The sequence below is a fragment of the Streptomyces sp. NPDC044063 genome, from assembly GCF_056434285.1.
Genome location: NZ_JBWKFM010000001.1, coordinates 665628 through 680442, shown reverse-complemented (window position 1 = coordinate 680442; position 14815 = coordinate 665628). Strand labels below are relative to the sequence as shown.

Annotated in this window: 13 protein-coding genes; 6 read left to right on the top strand and 7 right to left on the bottom strand. The window is 69.6% G+C overall.

What is annotated here, in order from left to right; all coding sequences use genetic code 11:
- Positions 1–63 precede the first annotated feature (63 nt).
- From AC07BS_RS03140 to AC07BS_RS03130, 3 genes are all read left to right on the top strand, one after another.
- Positions 64–951 (top strand): IS5 family transposase, encoded by an 888-nt coding sequence (locus AC07BS_RS03140; protein WP_478929769.1) that lies wholly within the window; start codon positions 64–66, stop codon positions 949–951.
- A 123-nt stretch (positions 952–1074) separates the two neighbouring features.
- Positions 1075–1581, top strand: a complete 507-nt coding sequence (locus AC07BS_RS03135; RefSeq protein ID WP_478638095.1) for a DUF6624 domain-containing protein — start codon at positions 1075–1077, stop codon at positions 1579–1581.
- A gap of 797 nt (positions 1582–2378) precedes the next feature.
- Positions 2379–2651: a hypothetical protein gene (locus tag AC07BS_RS03130; protein WP_478929766.1), complete on the top strand. Its 273-nt coding sequence runs from the start codon at positions 2379–2381 to the stop codon at positions 2649–2651.
- Here AC07BS_RS03130 and AC07BS_RS03125 read toward each other — a convergent pair.
- Positions 2646–3233, bottom strand: a complete 588-nt coding sequence (locus AC07BS_RS03125) for a TetR/AcrR family transcriptional regulator (RefSeq protein ID WP_478929765.1) — start codon at positions 3231–3233, stop codon at positions 2646–2648. The genes AC07BS_RS03130 and AC07BS_RS03125 overlap by 6 nt on opposite strands.
- Before the next feature lie 159 nt (positions 3234–3392).
- Here AC07BS_RS03125 and AC07BS_RS03120 point away from each other — a divergent pair, with 159 nt between their 5' ends.
- Positions 3393–4352, top strand: coding sequence for an alpha/beta hydrolase family protein (locus tag AC07BS_RS03120; RefSeq protein WP_478929763.1), 960 nt, complete (start codon positions 3393–3395; stop codon positions 4350–4352).
- Between the two features lie 201 nt (positions 4353–4553).
- On the opposite strand, the gene AC07BS_RS03115 is transcribed toward AC07BS_RS03120, so the two are convergent.
- From AC07BS_RS03115 to AC07BS_RS03100, 4 genes are all read right to left on the bottom strand, one after another.
- A complete protein-coding gene (locus tag AC07BS_RS03115) occupies positions 4554–5096 on the bottom strand; it encodes an aminoglycoside phosphotransferase (RefSeq protein WP_478929761.1) in 543 nt (180 codons plus the stop codon).
- A 2043-nt stretch (positions 5097–7139) separates the two neighbouring features.
- On the bottom strand, positions 7140–7367 hold the full coding sequence (locus tag AC07BS_RS03110; protein WP_478929759.1) for a hypothetical protein: 228 nt from the start codon (positions 7365–7367) through the stop codon (positions 7140–7142).
- A gap of 184 nt (positions 7368–7551) precedes the next feature.
- A complete protein-coding gene (locus tag AC07BS_RS03105) occupies positions 7552–8217 on the bottom strand; it encodes a response regulator (RefSeq protein WP_478929757.1) in 666 nt (221 codons plus the stop codon).
- A complete protein-coding gene (locus AC07BS_RS03100) occupies positions 8214–9368 on the bottom strand; it encodes a sensor histidine kinase (protein WP_478929755.1) in 1155 nt (384 codons plus the stop codon). Before AC07BS_RS03100 ends, AC07BS_RS03105 begins: the two co-directional genes overlap by 4 nt.
- Before the next feature lie 260 nt (positions 9369–9628).
- Here AC07BS_RS03100 and AC07BS_RS03095 point away from each other — a divergent pair, with 260 nt between their 5' ends.
- A complete protein-coding gene (locus tag AC07BS_RS03095) occupies positions 9629–11140 on the top strand; it encodes an alpha/beta hydrolase family protein (protein WP_478929753.1) in 1512 nt (503 codons plus the stop codon).
- Positions 11141–11330: 190 nt separating this feature from the next.
- Positions 11331–11858 (top strand): coenzyme F420-0:L-glutamate ligase, encoded by a 528-nt coding sequence (locus AC07BS_RS03090; RefSeq protein ID WP_478929752.1) that lies wholly within the window; start codon positions 11331–11333, stop codon positions 11856–11858.
- Here the strand turns inward: AC07BS_RS03090 and AC07BS_RS03085 are convergent.
- Together AC07BS_RS03085 and AC07BS_RS03080 are read right to left on the bottom strand one after the other, a co-directional pair.
- Complete coding sequence (locus AC07BS_RS03085; RefSeq protein ID WP_478929750.1) at positions 11823–12761, bottom strand: nuclease; 939 nt, start codon at positions 12759–12761, stop codon at positions 11823–11825. The genes AC07BS_RS03090 and AC07BS_RS03085 overlap by 36 nt on opposite strands.
- Before the next feature lie 689 nt (positions 12762–13450).
- Positions 13451–14587: a serine hydrolase domain-containing protein gene (locus tag AC07BS_RS03080; protein ID WP_478929748.1), complete on the bottom strand. Its 1137-nt coding sequence runs from the start codon at positions 14585–14587 to the stop codon at positions 13451–13453.
- Positions 14588–14815: the final 228 nt, after the last annotated feature.

Here is a 14815-nt window from a genome sequence, read left to right as displayed (position 1 = left end):
AAACGGCTCTGCCTAGGGCCTGTCCGGCGGATCATGTGACCGTTTCGGGTCCAGCTCATTGCCATGGACATGGGGCAGGGGGATCTGTCGAACTCGGAATGGGCTCGACTGCGCCCCCATCTGCCGAAGTCCGGTCAGCGAGGCGGACATTGGGCAAGCCATCGCAGGGTGATAAATGGGATCTTCTTCCGGCAGCGCACCGGGGTGCCGTGGCGGGATCTGCCTGCGCGCTTCGGCAAGTGGAAGACCGTGTACGAGAGGCATAGACGCTGGTCGGCGGACGGCACGTGGGACAGGGTCTTCGCGGCCGTCCTGGCCGACGCCGACGCGGAGGGTCGTATCGACTGGTCGATGGTGAGCGTGGACTCCACCTCCTGCCGGGTCCCACCAGCATGCGGCCGGAGCGCGCAGGAGATCGCCGCGGGTGCCAGGAAAAGAGCAACGCCCCGGCAGCACCGCCCCGACGAGGGGCTGGGACGCTCCCGGGGCGGCCTGACCTGCAAGATCCACCTTGCCGGGGAAGGCGGACGCCGGCCCCTGGCGCTGCTGGTCACTCCGGGCCAGTGGGGCGATGCCCCGCAGCTCATCCCTGTCATGGAGCGCATCCGGGTCAGCCGGCCCGGTGGTGGACGCCCGCGCACCCGGCCGGACCATCTCGGCGGCGATAAGGCGTATTCCTCCCGCCGCAACCGCCGCTACCTGCGACGACGGCAGATCAAGCACACCATCCCCGAGCCGAAAAGCCAGCGGGCCAACCGCAAGCGCCGCGGGAGCCATGACGGGCGGCCCACCGGCTTCGACAAGACGATCTACAAGCGCAGGAACGAAGTGGAGCGGACGATTAACGCCCTCAAGAACTTCCGGGCTGTGGCCACGAGATTCGACAAGCGTGCCTACGTCTTCCAGAGCACCGTGACCGTCGCAGCGATCCGGCTCTGGCTCCGGGCATAGATCCATTATCCGGGTTCGGAGAGGCGCCTGTCACCGTTCTCCGGAATGATCTTTACGCCTGATTTGCGCCTTTAGGATTGCGGTCGACGAGCACAACGCACCGACGCAACCAGGGAGTCGAGAGTGGAGCACGACGTTGCCGCACTGGCGGTGGAACTCGCCGACATGGCCGTGGCAGATCACCAGTCCGCAGTCCGCGCGAACAGCGATGACCCGGCCGAGCAGCTGGCGTGGCGGCGGCTGACCGCACGGCACGGCGACCGACTCGGCGAGATCATGGATGAGTACGGCTGGCCGACGGCAGAAATGGTCGGCGATGAGGCCGCACGCGCGGCGTGGCTGATCGCCCAGCACGCCGACCGGCAGCTTGACGTCCAGCGGCGCGCCCTCCAGCTGATGGAGCAGGCGGTGTCGGCAGGCTCGGCCAGCCCGCGCGAGCTGGCCTTTCTACGCGACCGTACGCTGGTCAATGAGGGCCGCAAGCAGGTCTACGGCACTCAGATCGCCGGCGTGAAGGACGGGTCACCCATTCCGTGGCCTTGTGAAGAGCCCGAGCGCATGGACGCACTCCGTGCGGAAGTCGGCATCGAGCCCTTCGATGAGTACGTCGCCAAGTTCGCGATGACCTGATAACCAATCCCCAGTCGCGTCCCGCGGATCATCAATCAAGGCTGACCTGCCGTGACAATGATCCGCCGGACGGGCTCTAGGCTTTCCCCGGTGGCTCACCTCCACCTGCGCCGAGCGAACATGACGATGCCGCCGATCACTGTCGTTTACGGCTTCCAAAGGCAACCGGGGCGGCCGGGTGCAGACGGCCCAAATGTCGTCCCATGGCAGGGGGGCGGTGTAACCGAGCACGGCGGTGGCGGTCCGCGTCCGTCGATTCGTTCCTCGGCGGCTGCAGCGTAACGGACACGGGAGCGGTTACTTCCCCCTCCTCCTCGGAAGCGGGATGGTGCCGCGCCGTCCGCTGGCTCGTCATCGAAGAACCAGGCAAACTCCGCGTCAGATGTTCAGTTCGCTGAACAACACCCAGTGGGGGGCAGCGTTTGATGCGTCCGCGTACGGCAGGGACGGCGAGGACCTCGCGGCTATGGAGCAGTGGCTGGCCGGGCACCGGTGGAAAGTCGACCCGACGGTGTTCGTGGCCAGCGCCCGTGGTCCGGCTGTCCAGGTTCGCCGGATTGGCGCGGACTGCTGATGCGGGGAAGCGGGCCTGGTGATTTTGCCGGGCGAGACAGTGCGGTACGACGGCGCCCGGATGCGCATCGCACCGTGCTCGGTTGCGGCCGCCGCCAATGCCGATACCTAGGCCGGTCCGCGCCGTGTCAGCTACCCGGTGCACGGCTTCATGCACCGTCAACCGCCTGGGCGGCGGAAACAGATCTCCTGTTGGCTGGCGCGGGACCGAGCACAGTGTGGCCATGAGTTACGACCTGGCTGTCTGGGAAGGAGCGCGGCCGGTCGACGACGCAGCCGCACTCACGGTCCTCGAGGACCTCTATGACCGGTTCATGGGGAACCGCGACCTGCCACCGACCCCAGGTATCACGCGATACGTCGATGCACTCCTGGCGCGCTGGCCTGACCTCAGTCCCGATAACGAGGACGAGGACGGCAGTCCCTGGGCGGACGGGCCTTTGATCGACAACGCAAGCGGCCCCCTGTTACCGATCCTGTTCAGGAACCGTTCATGAGAGCCGCAGTCCCTGAAGGAGCAGTTCGATCAGCCTTCGAGGGTCGTAGCGGGGGTCGCTGTCGCGCCCGATGCAGAGGTTGCCGATGCCGCGCATGAGTTCGTAGGGCTGCATGCCCGGCCTGATCTCGTTGGCGCCTACGGCGGCATCGAGCAACTGGGCGCAGACAGGCAGCAGCCGGTCGAGGAAGTGGGTGTGCAGTGTGGCGAAGCGGTCGCTGTCGGACTGGAGGGCGTCGGCGAGTCCGTGCTTGGTGACCAGGAAGTCGGTGAAGAGGTCGACCCACTGGTGCAGCGCGTCGAATGGGGAGGCGGCGTCTGCCAGCAGCTTCGGGCCGGCTTCGGCGCAGGCCTCGATCTGATGGTGGTAGACGGCGGTGACCAGGTCCGCCCGGGTGGGGAAGTGGCGGTAGAGCGTCCCCAGCCCGACACCCGCCCGGGCCGCGATCTGGCGGATCGGTGCGTCGATCCCCGAGGTCACGAACACCTCGGCGGCGGCGTCGAGCAGCGTCTGCTGGTTGCGTACCGCGTCTGCTCGCTTGCTGCGGGCGGACGCTCCCTTGGCTGGGCCTGCTGTGGGCACCACGCTCTCCTTCCGGCGACCGTTGACGAAACGGATCAGCGTTCCATATTTTAAATGGAACAACGATCCGCTTTCAGGTTAGCTGACTGCGGGCACTCCGCCATACCCGCCGCCGCCGTACGCGGCCAGCGGCGGGGGTCATCGAAGGGCATGCTCCTCATGAGTGAACCTGCTTACACAGCCGACATCCTCCACTCGCCCGCCCCTGTCCTTTCGGTCAGTCCGGTGGTGCTGCCGGCCCCCGGCCGCGCCGTGGACCTCCAGGTACGCATCTCCGCGCCGGTGACCGGCAGCGAACTGCCGGTCATCCTTCTCTCGCATGGTCTCGGCTTCTCCAACAACCTCTCCTCGCTGAACGGCTACGCCCCGCTCGCGAACTTCTGGGCCGCACGCGGCTTCGTCGTGATCCAGCCCACCCACTTGGACTCCAGGACGTTGAACCTGGCCCCCGACGCCCCCGGGACGGCCGCGCATTGGCGCACCCGGGCCGAGGACATGACGCGCGTCCTCGACCAGCTCGACGTGATCGAGGACGCCGTCCCGCAGCTCGCCGGCCGCCTCGACCGGAGCCGGGTCGCCGTCGCCGGTCACTCGATGGGCGGGCACACCGCGAGCCTGCTGCTCGGCGCCCGGCTCACCGACCCCCACGACGGAACCACAGCGAACCTGGCCGATCCCCGGATCAAGGCAGGCGTCTTGCTCGCCGCGCCCGGCCGGGGCGGCGAGGCCCTCACCGAGTTCACCGTCGAGAACTACCCCTTCTTCCTGACCACCGACTTCTCCACGATGACGACGCCCGCGCTCGTGGTCGCCGGCGACAAGGACGACTCCGCCTTCCTGACCGTCAGCGGCCCGGACTGGCACACCGACCCCTACGTCCTCTCCCCGAGCCCCAAGTCCCTGCTCACCCTCTTCGACGCGGAGCACGGGCTCGGAGGAGTCTCCGGATACGACGTCGCCGAAACCACGGACGAGAACCCTGAACGGGTCGCCGCCCTCGCCCAGCTCGCCTGGGCCTACCTGCGCAGCGAGCTCTACCCCGGGGACTCCGCCTGGCAGACAGCCCGCGACGCGGTGACGTCCGGTCCCGACCCGCTCGGACGGGTCGAATCCAAGTAGGTCCGTGCGGGTCGGCTCCACAGGATGACCCCGCTTGCTGGTCCCCCGCGCCCGTGCTGGAGTGGGGGCCTGGGCCGACGGCTTCGCCGAGGGATGGCGCACCCCATTGGCTGCTCCGGCGGCCGATGCACTGGCGCACCATGTGGACGATGACCCGCCTCAACCGCCCGCCCATGGCCTGCCACCGGCCCGCAGGCGGGGTCAGCCCAGCAGGGTCAGCAGCCGTACGGCCTGCCATTGCACGGCGCCCGCGGGATTGCGGGCACCGGGCCGGTCGAGCAGCAGCATGACCAGCCACAGCAGCGCGAGCAGCCGCCGCAGCTCCCGCAGCCGCATGGCTTCCTCCGCACCCAGGTCGAAGTGTTCGGGCAGTGCGGGAACGTCCAGGATGCTGTCCACCCAGCCAGACGGATGCTCGGCAAGCTCGGCGAGCTCGAAAGCGCGGTCGCTGCGGCCCGAGTCCTCGGAATCGACCATCCGTACCCGCACGCCGTCGAACAGGTAGTTCGCCAGGTTCCCGTCCGTCAGGCCGAACACCGGCACCAGCTCGGCTTCGACAAGATCATCCAAAGAGGCTGCCGCCAGCCACCGCCGAGCCTCCGCGAACGCCTGCTCCACCGCCGGGTCCGGGCCGAACCGCTGCGGCTGCCCGCACCAGTCCCTCGCCTTCTTCACAGCCTCGACCGCGTTCCACGCGCCCTCAGGCACCGTCTCCAGGACCGGGCGGGGAACCGCGGTGTGCAAGGTGGCCAGGGACTTGCTGCTCTGTACTACCGCTGGTGTTCCATGCGGCTCGGCCGGGGGGCGCCTCGATCGGCTGGTCCGCCACCACTTCATGCTACGAGTTCCCCCCTGGCTCTCCCCGCCCCTTGCTGTCGGCGCGGCACGTTCACCGGGGTGCGTTGCGCCGTGCGGCGGGGCCAGCGACGTGTCGGGCGACCGCGTCGACGCCGGGGCGGACGTAGCGCTTCAGGGAACGGACGAAGGCGTGGCGGGAGCGGGCTGGCAACACCGGGGTGGAGGTCACAAGAACCGGGGCAGGTAGGAGTGTGCCGCGGCCGGCTGGCAATACGAGCAGCGGGATGCACGGGGCGGGCCTCCCCGCTCAGGTGACTCCCAAGGCTGAGGCGCCACCCCGTAGCCTGTAAATAGGTGACGCAAGGCTGCGGCAGTCGCCGACGGTTTGCTAGCTTGGGCTCATGCCGGGCTCGCCCGGTACAGGTGAGGCCCCCGCCACGGCGGTAACCGTGCCGAGGGCCTCGGACCGAAGACGGCCTACCCGTCGGTCCCCACCAGGTATGGGGATCGGCGGGTCACCGGCCGCACAACCACCTCCCGAACTCGCGGATCATCGCGATGATGCGTTCGTGAAGTGGCTTCCTCCGGTGACGCCCCACGGCGCCTCCCTCCAGACCGGCCGCCAGTATTTCCCGGCCGACGGCTGCTCCTTGGATTCGGGCCGGGCCCCGAAGGCAGGGTCCGGAACGGTCCGTGGAGGGAGGCGCAACAAGTACGCCAGAGAGAACAATACCCGTGTGGGGCCGATGAGTTGGGTGCTTGGCTCAGGAACCACCGAACCGGCGGGTTCACCGCAACGCTTGGTGCATGCACAGATCCTTGAGCTGCTGGTGCTCCTGGCGCGGATACGGCGGTTCAGAGCTCGTGGGAGCAGTCGGCTGCGTGGCCTGGCACATGCAACAGTGCCGCTCTGATTGGGCGCGGACCTTCGCCCAGGCGTTCTGGCCGGCCTTCTCGACCCGAAGCGGACGCGAACGGCCGGGAGCCGGCCCGGTGCCTCATCGCCGCAGGTCAGCTCGGAATCGTGCACGAGACCGTTCTGAGGTACTGGCGGGATGATGCAGCACCGGGTCAGCGCTTTGCACCGTGGGTGCGGGCTGGGGAAGCGAATGGGTGAACCAGGAAGCCGCTCCCACGACCGGTTAACGGCACTTGGTACGACCCAGCGCGTACCCCAGCGCGGCCATCCCGCGCCGCACTCGCCCGCGGCGCCCGCCTCGGCCGCTCACCCACCATGACCGACGAACAGGTACGCCACGCCCGGGACCTCCTCACCCGGCCCGAGAGCACGGTCACCGCGATCGCCCGCCTCCTCGGCGTCAGCCCTGTCGAATGCCTGTGGCGTTAGCCATGTGTTGCGAGCGAACATCACACCGTCATGCAGGTTCCTGCGCCGCTTGGTCGGACGAGACGAGAAGCATGTGCGTCCTCAATCGGACCGTTGCGCCACACGGACAGCACGATCCCGTGGGCGGCTGCCCACAGGAGCCCCTCGGGGGAGTTGAAGGCGCCCATCTCATCGAGCTTCCGCCGCCCCCATGTCAGCCTTTCTTGAATCTCTTCAACTGCCACAACGGCATCTCCTCTACTTCAGGCCTGCCCAATACAGGAGATGAGAGTGGCCCCCGGGAAGCGACGATCTGGCGCATACCTGGAGTGAGCTGCCCAGGCGGCGCAGAAACTCGTCTTCATCCAGGACCTCAATTTGGGTCGCCCGCTGGGCGACCAATCTCGTGAACAGTTCGATCCGGTACACGGCGGCTCCTGCCTCCCAAGCCGGTGAACAAGTGCTGCCCATTCTGGGACTCTGTCGTGTGGCTGAAACCAGTGCCATGCTGAAGCAGCGGCGATCTCCCGTCTCCTCCGGCAGAGAGATCTCCATCGGCCCCGTCCACGCGCCCGCATGGACGGGGCCGCGCCGTCCCTCCCGGCCTCCCCGCGGGAGAGCCGGCCCGGGCCCGGAGAGGGGCCCGGCCGATGCAGGTGCAGCTACTGGTCTCCGCCGAGGATGCCGTTGAGGGCATTGTTGAGCTGGCTGGTGAGGCCGCCGACAGTGCCGGTGACGGTGCCGGGCAGGCTGGTGACGGTGCCGGTGACGGTATCGACAGCGCCGTTCACGGTGTCGGTGATGGGGTCGGCTTGAGCGGGGGCCGCGAGGGCGACGGTGAGCAGGGTGAGCAGGGCGGCGGTCGTGAGGGTGCGGCGAATGTACGACAAGGCAGGCCCTTTCTGTCCATGAGCGGGCGGGCGCCCTGAGGTGCGGTGGACCGATCCGCTAAGAGGCTTTCCTGCTTGCCGTACGGGCTAACGCCGTGTCACTCGTACGTGACGCCCGTCGACGGGCAGGGTCTCGGCAGCCCGCAGCCCGCAGCCCGCAGCCCGCAGCCGACATATCGATCTCTCAGGCCCGGCGGACCAGGCGGTTGTCATGGGCGAAGACCACGGCCTGTATCCGGTCGCGGAGTTCGAGCTTGTGCAGGATCCGCCCCAGATGGGACTTCACGGTCGCCTCCGCGAGGTACAGTGCGGCCGCGATCTCGGTGTTGGACAGGCCGCGGCCGACCTCGACGAGCACCTCGCGCTCACGGGTGCTCAACCGGTCAAGCCGCTCGTCGCGGACGACTTCGGCGCCGCCGCCGGGTAGGTGCGGACGGAAGTCTTCCAGCAGGCGCCGGGTGATCCGCGGGGAGAGCACCGCGTCGCCCGCCGCGACGTTTCGGATCGCGGTGAGCAGCTCCTCCGGCCTGGTGTTCTTCAGCAGGAAGCCCGAGGCTCCGGCGGCGAGACCGGCGAAGGCGTACGCGTCCAGGTCGAAGGTGGTCAGGATCAGCACTCTGCTCCGCGGGGACGCCTCGACGACCTGTCGGGTCGCCTCGATCCCGTCCGTCCCGGGCATCCGGACGTCCATGAGGACGACATCGGGCCGCAGCTCCCGGGCGAGGCGGACGGCCTGGGCGCCGTCCGCGGCCTCGCCGACCGGTGTCATGTCGGGCTGGGCCTCCAGGACCGTGCCGAAGGCCATCCGGAGCAGTGCCTCGTCGTCGGCGATCAGGATGCGGATCGTCATGCGGAGGCCGTCCCGCCGCCGCCCAGGAGGAGTCGGGTACGGACGCCCCAGCCGCCGCCCGGGAGCGGTCCGGCCTGCAGCGTCCCCCCGTAGGCGGCCGCGCGCTCGCGCATGCCGGGGATTCCGTGGCCGGGCGGTGCGGTGGCGGGAAGCGCCGGGCGGGGGCCGCTGTCGGTGACGTCCACGCCGATGGCCTGGGCCGAGCACTCGACCAGGACCGTCGCGCGGGTGCCGGCGGGGGTGTGCTTGAGGGTGTTGGTCAAGGCTTCCTGCACCAGACGGTAGACGGTGAGTTGTGCGGTGGCGGGGACCTGGGTGTGGCCGCCGCGGACCTCCAGGTGGGTCGGCAGCCCGGCGGCGGCCATCTGGTTGGCGAGCGCCTCCAGCTGGGCGATGCCGGGCGGCGGGTGGCGCTCCGCGTCCGGCTCGTCGGCGCGCAGGAGGCCCAGCGAGCGCCGCATGTCGGTCAGAGCCTGCCGGCCCGTCTCGGAGATCTGCAGCATCGCGGCGGTGGCCCGGTCCGGGGACCTGTGCTGGGCGTAGACGGCGGCGTCGGTGAGCGCGACCATGACGGACAGGTTGTGGGTGACGATGTCGTGCATCTCGCGGGTGATCCGGGCCCGCTCCTCGGCGACGGCCAGCCGTGCCTGCTGCTCCTGGTGCAGCGCCAGCCGTTCGGCCCGTTCCTGCACGGCGGCGAGGTAGGCCCGGCTGGTCCGCACGTTCACCCCGAGGATGGCGGCGGCGACGACCGTCGCGGAGAGCGCGACGAAGGGGGTCAGGAACGCGCCGTCCGGTGTCCAGCGCAGGCAGGCCAGCACGGCTCCGCCCTCCACTACGGCACCGGCGAGGAGCGTGCCGCGCCGACCTGTGTGCGCGGCCGCCGTGTAGAGGGCCACCAGCAGGGCGATGTCCGCGGGCAGTTGGACGTCCATAAGCCACTGGACGAACGCCGCGGCCGCCACTGCGCCGAACACCGCGAGCGGGGCCCGGCGCCGCCACAGCAGGGGAAGCGCCAGGGCGGCGGTGAGCGCCGCGGCCACCGGCAGCTCCCGCGCCGGGTAGGCGGTCACGACGTTGAGGAGGAGAAGGACCGGCAGCGCCGCGTCCCACACCAGGGGCGGTACCCGGTCCCGGTGGCGCACCGTCACATCTCCCTGTCGATCGGTTGTCGTGGCGGCCCGACCGGGACCGTCAGCGCGTACAGCCGGAGCCTAGGCCGCGGGGGCGGCGGCGCGCATGAGCCCGTCGTCCGACCGCATCCTGCCGGGGTACGACCGCAGGAGGAGACCCACCACCTCCTGCGGTCGCAGACCGGCCGGCGGTCCGGGGGTGCCCGGTTGCCACTGCGGTCGCAACCGCGCCCGCCCAGGTTGCGACCCCGGTCGCAGTCGGCGGCGACCCGGGACCGATGCGGCGGCGCGGACCCGGCGTCGAGCATGGCCGGGTGACCGAAACCATCACGGGGCTGTCGATGTCCCTTCCGGAAGTCCTCGTCCTGCTGGGCGCCGTCGCACTCGTGGCGGCGCGCTGGCTCCCCCCGGCCGCCCGCCGGCTCGTCACGATCGGGGCGGGGGCGGTGCTCGTGGCGTCCGCGAGCGTGCTGGGCGTGGTGGGGATCCGCTGGCAGCTGCTGCCGGTCCTGGCCGGCGCCGCCCTGGCGTCGGCGTTCGCCCTCCCGCCCCTGCTGCGACGCCGTACCGGCCGGCCGGCATGGCGGGCCCGCTGGTGGCTGGCCCTGCCGGGATCACTGGCCTGCGCCGGCCTGATCGCCATTGGCCCGGTGGCGGCCTGGGCCTTCCCCGTGCCCGTCTTCCCCGAGCCGTCGGGCGGCTTCGCGGTCGGCACCCGGGTGGTGCAGTGGACCGACCCGCTCCGCCCCGAGAGCTTCACCGCCGATCCGGACGACCGGCGCACGGTCGTGGCCCAGCTCTGGTACCCCGCGCGGAAGAGCCCCGCCGGCACCCAGCGGGCCCAGTACCTGGGACGCACGGAGCAGGAGGCGCGCACCGTCGCCGAGGCCCTCGCCGACGGGGTCGGCCTGCCCGGCCTCCTGGTCGACGGCGTCCCCCGGGCCCGCAGCCGCGCGGTCGTCGACGCCCCGGTGGCCGGTCGGGGAGAACGGTTCCCGGTCGTCCTGTTCTCCCCGGGGTCGGGCGGGGTGCGGACCCAGAACACCGCCTGGGCGGAGGAGCTGGCCAGCCACGGCTACCTGGTCGCCGCCCTCGACCACCCGTACGACTCCGCCGTCGTGGTACTCGCCGACGGCCGCACGATCCGCGCCACGACCGCCTCCAGCGGGGACCGGGGCCGGGACGAGGAGCTGGCGGCGGGCTGGACCGCCGTCCGGGCCGCCGACCTCGGCTTCGTCCTCACCCAACTGGAACGGTTGGACCGGGGCGAGAGTGCCGACCCGCTGACCGGACGCCTGGACACCGGCCGCGCCGCGGTGGCCGGCCACTCCCTGGGCGGTGCCGCCGCCCTGCAGGCGGCCCGGCAGGACCACCGGTTCGACGCCGTCATCGACCTGGACGGCTACCCCCACGGCCCCACAGCGCCCGCCCTCGAGCAGCCGGCGCTCGCGCTCACCCAGGAGATCACCGCCGGCACCGACTCGCGCTACCTGCCCCGCCTCACCAACGCCCTCGAGCACACCACTGCGACGAGCTACCGGCTCGCCGTCCCCGGCGCCGGGCACCTCACCTTCATGGACGGCCCGCTCTACCTGCCGCCGCTGCCCTCGATCGTCGGCACCCTGGGCCGCACCGAGAGCCCGCGCGTCGTCGCCGGAGCCACCCTCGCCTTCCTGGACGCCGTCCTGCGAGGCCGCCCCGGCGACCCGGCCGAAACCCTCCGGTCCTACGGGAAGGTCTACACGGTCTCACCATCAGGGGCTCGAGGAACTGAGAGGCCGACCCCGTGACTGGCCGAACATGCGCGCCCTGGCCGTAGAGGCCGCCACTACCCTGTGGCCCTTCTACATCGAGCGCGTCCGCACCTGGCTCACCACGCCCCAACTGTCCATCACCGCGCGCGGAGCCCGATTTGACCGATACCCATCAACGGCTCGTCCGCTGGATCACCAACGAGACCACTCTCCAGGAGATGACCCCGTGAACACGACCTCCGCCTTCCAAGCGTTCGCGCTCGAGCCCTTCCCCGAGATCAAGGAAGGCGCCTCGATCTCGAAGGCCATCGCCAAAACACTCCACGACCAGGACCAGGTCCTGCACTCCGGTGACATCGTGGTCATCGCTTCCAAGCCGGTCTCCGTCGCCGAGGGCCGCCACGTCAGCCTCGACACCGTCACGCCCACGCAGGAGGCACTCGAGCTCTCAGCCCGTACGGGGAAACCGGCCGAGGTCATCCAGCTCATCCTCGACGAATCCACCAGCCACTTCCTCGCCACCGACCGCGGCCCGATCATCGCCCAGCACCACCTCGGCTACCAGCTCACTTCCGCCAGCGTCGATCGCGCCGACCCCAGCGGCGCCGGAGCATCCCCGCATCGAGCTGATGCAGTAGCCGACGGGGGCCTGTCCGACGGGTCGTCTTTACGGCCCCCTGGCACCGATGTCACTGCCTCGGCGGGCCTCTCACACCCTTTACCCGCCCCTCCGCCTGCCCCCCAACTCCTGTGATGGCACAAGATTGAGCCGCCCGATCGCCTCGTTGACATCCTTCGGCCAGAACCACAGTCGGTATACCGGTGGTACCCGGAAGTAGTCCTCGGGCCCGAAGAGTTCTCTGGTGCGCAGGTCAGCGCAGTAGCGCTCGCGCCAGGAGAAGGATTCGCCGGGGCGAAGAGGCTTGCCTTCGACGATCTTCTGGGTGACCTTATGCAGCCTCTCCAGGGACCGGTACTCGTACGCCAGCAGGGTCGCCGGCTCCTTCCAGATGCCCTTTTTCCCGTTCACGGCCTTGTCGGCGTCTTTCAGGAGCAGTGGAAGGTCGAGTTCTCCGGGAATGGAGGGATAGATGATGAATGTTGCGGCCCAGCCGGAGGCGATGAGATCGAGGTTGAAGGTGGAGCGCTGCTGCCGCGTGAGGACGGCCCGTTCCTCCTTCGAGTAGTCAGGGGCGACGTAAGCCAGCAGCCGGTGGTGGTCGTCGAAAGGTGAGTCGGCCGTACGGATGAAGATCTTCCGTGGCTTGTCGCGCGGAGGGGTGCCCTCCGGCACTCCCTCGATCAGCCGCTTGTTGATGTTGGCCGTGTTGAACTTGGCCGCTGCGGTGCCCTGCTCGAATTGCAGAGTGCCGGCGTGGCCGGTCCGGACCTTCGGCAGCAGGAATTCGGCGAGCTCGGACGAGATAGGCGCCTTGCCCTCCTCGATCCACCCGGCGAGCTGCTTGAACTTCTCGTCCACATGAGCGGCGCCCTTGGCGGATTTCGCCGTCACCTCGGGGGTGTCGACGGACAGCATGCGGACGGGCATACGGATGTTCGGCGTGTCGCCGTCGTGTACATCGACCAGAGCGTCGGAGCCCAGGCTGGGCATGGACTCCCCGGCCGGTGACCACAGCACCTGTACAGGGTCGATCACGACTTCGGTCCTTTCGGAGCTCCACGCCACCGCCTCCGCACAGAGCGTCACATCGCTCTCACGGCTCCGCAACCAGAGGATCCCTTCATCACGGGCGAATGGGGCGCCGTTCTGCTGGGACCGACTGTGCGTCGACGGTGACTGCTCACCGTCGCATGGCGTCCGGCCGCTCCCTCTACGACGAGGCCCTGGCCGCCGCCCGCCTGGCAGCAGACGTCGGTCTCGAAGGTCACGCCTTTGACTGCCTCACACTGCTCACCAAAGCCTCCGGCCGACCGCAGGAGGCCATCCCAGCGGCCCAGGCGGCGCAGAGCGCTGTCCGTACCGTCGACTCCCCCACGCATGCTCGCCCTGCTCGCGATCCGCGAGGCCGGCGGCTGGGCCTTGCCGGGCGACCGCGCCGCCACCGACGCTGCCGTGGTGCGCGCCCAGCACCTCTACGTCGAGGGACCGCGCGCCGCCGATCCGGTCTGGCTGGAGTTCTTGCCTCCACCGAGCTGGCCGACCTCGAAGCCCTCTCATCCGATCGAGACGTTGCTCAGCGAACCCAGTCGTGCAAGGCGAAGCGGGGGGAAGTTCGAGCGGGCGGGTCCCGGAAGTGTGCCGCCAACGAACACGCGGAGCCACTCCTTACAACCTTTCGCCGGGGTACCCGCCGCGGCAAGCCCTTCCCCACCCGCTCGCCCACCCTACGAGGTCTCGCACAGCGCCGCGTCGGCCACTTTGTACATCTTCTTGATGGCGGAGGCTTGCGAGTTGTAGGCCCCCGAGTTGGTCATGATCGACGCATGGCGGCCGTCGGCGGTTACCACGGTCAGCGACATGTAACCGTTGACTATGCCGTTGTGCCCCAGGGCCAGGCCGCCGCAGGACAGAGGGGCGGCTTGCAGACCGAGGCCCACGCCGGTGCCCGGTCCCTGGCCGACGTCCCACATCTTCTTCATCTCGGCCAGGCTCGTCTGCGACATGACCTTCCCGCCGATGAGCGCCTGGTAGAACGTGGTGAGGTCCTGTTCGGTCGAGACCACCGCCCCCGCACTACTGAAGAAGGACGGTTCGAAATCGGACGTGACGTCGGTCCAGAAGATGGTCGGGCCGATGCGGAGAACCCTGTAGCCGCGCACGTACGGGTCGGGGAGGGTGCGGGCTCCTGCCACGGGGAAGAAGGTCCGGTTCAGGCCTAGCGGCCCGATGATCCGGATCGTGATCGCCTCGCCGACCTGGACCCTCGTGATGCGCTCGATGAGCATGCCGAGGATCTGGTAGTTCGCGTTGGAGTAGATGAGAGTGGTTCCCGGTGCGGCGGCCGGGGGGTGGGCCAGCCCCTGGCGTACCAGCTCGGCGAGCGTGTACGTGGACTGCTGGGGCACGCTGAGCAGACTTTCCGGGATGCCGCTGGTGTGCTGCAGGAGGTGTCGTACGGTGATGGTGTTGCCGTCGTAGCCGTTGCCGGCGACCACGCCGGGCAGGTACCGCTCGATCGGGGTGTCGAGAGAGACCTTCCCCTCGTCGACGAGTTGCATGACCACGGCCGCGGTGAAGGTCTTGGTCTGGCTGCCGGCGCGGAAGTGGTCGGTGGGCTGGATGGGCCGGTTGGCGTTGGCGAGGCCCGTGCCGGCGGTGAGGTTCCACGAACCGGTGCTGTCCCCGGCGTAGACCCCGGCACCTGGGCCGGTCTCGGCCTGGAAGGCATTCAACGCGGACTGTGTGACCGCGTGGCCGTCGGCGGCGGGCCGGGCCTGTGCCGGGGACGGCGACACCAGCATCGCCGCGAACACCGCGCCGAGCGCGGCCGCCAGTCTCCGTCTGCGTCTGTTCTTCGCCACTGGGCCTCCTCGATGTATGCGCTCTGCTCGCCATCCTGGGTACGACTCCGCGAGCCGCGACCGCCTCGGCACATGCCGGAGGCGGGGGAAGACCCGGCGTTCCGTCGGTCCCAGAACAGCTTCATGGGCCGAGTATGGGGCGGACGAATACTCGTTGTAGAGACTGTTTCTAGATAATTTCTCTAGATCGGCTCCGGGCCGGCGGGCGCCCACCGGCCTTCGACAAGG